General features: G+C 64.6%; 2 protein-coding genes. Both read right to left on the bottom strand.

Features of this window, described 5'->3' with window-relative positions; translation table 11 throughout:
- Positions 1-428: type II secretion system F family protein (locus tag DBR24_RS33370; RefSeq protein ID WP_371921347.1), on the bottom strand; the 428-nt coding region annotated here is incomplete at its 3' end.
- Positions 428-1,148: GspE/PulE family protein (locus DBR24_RS23010; protein WP_177490667.1), on the bottom strand; the 721-nt coding region annotated here is incomplete at its 5' end. The genes DBR24_RS23010 and DBR24_RS33370, both read right to left, overlap by 1 nt.

Raw genomic sequence — 1,148 nt, 5'->3', positions numbered from 1 at the left:
TCTCCGGATTCCTCCCCCGCCGCAATCAGCGCACGGTAAATCTCCGGAAAATCCCGTGGCCGCGCAGCCAATGACTCGGCCAGGCGCATGCCGCTGCGCACGTCGGCACGCACCGCGCTGAGGGTGTGGGCGATGTGTTTTTTTTCGGCCTGCTCCACCGTGGCGCTGAGCGCTGCCTCCAGTGGCAGGCTGGCACCCAACAGACTTGCCAATTGCCGCGTGGCCCAGGCCAGATCATTGTCGGAGAGCCTGGCGCTGAACAATCCACCGCCGCCCTGCTGGGCGACATTGCTTTCCTTGTGCACCGACAGTGCGGTCAATCCGCGCCCGCGTAACACACTGAACGCGGCGCCCTGGCTGTCCGCTTCCAGATGCCCGGACTCGATCTTGCCAGTGGCGTCGGCGGCTTCAAAACGATAGCGATTCATCAGGCGTCCCGAGTCACACGGAGGATTTCTTCAGGGGCGGTGGCGCCGCTGCGAATCCAGCGTTCACCGTCCTCACGCAGGCTGAACATGCCGGCCTTTGACGCCGCCGCACGCAAGGCTTGCTCCCCTGCCCCTTGGTGAATCAGGGTGCGGATGTCGTCGTCGATGCAGAACAATTCGTGAATGCCGGTGCGACCGCTGTAGCCGGTGTGATTACACGCCGGGCAACCGACCGGGCGCCACGTCCCCGGCGCCGCCGGGTCTTCTTGTTTGCATTCTTTGCACAGTCGTCGCACCAGCCGCTGGGCCAGGACCCCGAGCATCGACGAGGCCAGCAGAAACGGTTCGACGCCCATGTCGATCAAGCGGTTGACCGCCGACACCGCGTCGTTGGTGTGCAGGGTCGCCAGCACCAGGTGACCGGTGAGCGACGCCTGCACAGCGATTTGTGCGGTTTCCAGGTCGCGGATCTCACCGATCATGATGATGTCCGGGTCTTGCCGCAAAATCGCCCGCAGTGCCAGGGCGAAGGTCATGTCGATCTTGGCGTTGACCTGAATCTGGCTGATCCCCGGCAGGTCGTATTCCACCGGGTCCTCCACGGTGAGGATGTTGCTGGTGCTGGCATCCAGTCGCGCCAGCGCGGCGTAGAGGCTGGTGGTCTTGCCGCTGCCGGTGGGGCCGGTGACCAGCACGATGCCGTGGGGCTGGCGGATCAAG

Origin of the sequence: Pseudomonas sp. HMWF006 (genome assembly GCF_003061205.1) — a bacterium.
In the GTDB taxonomy this organism is placed as follows: Bacteria; Pseudomonadota; Gammaproteobacteria; order Pseudomonadales; family Pseudomonadaceae; genus Aquipseudomonas; species Aquipseudomonas monsensis.
The sequence above is the reverse complement of the archived record's forward strand: the minus strand, read 5'-3'. Positions and strand labels throughout refer to the sequence as shown.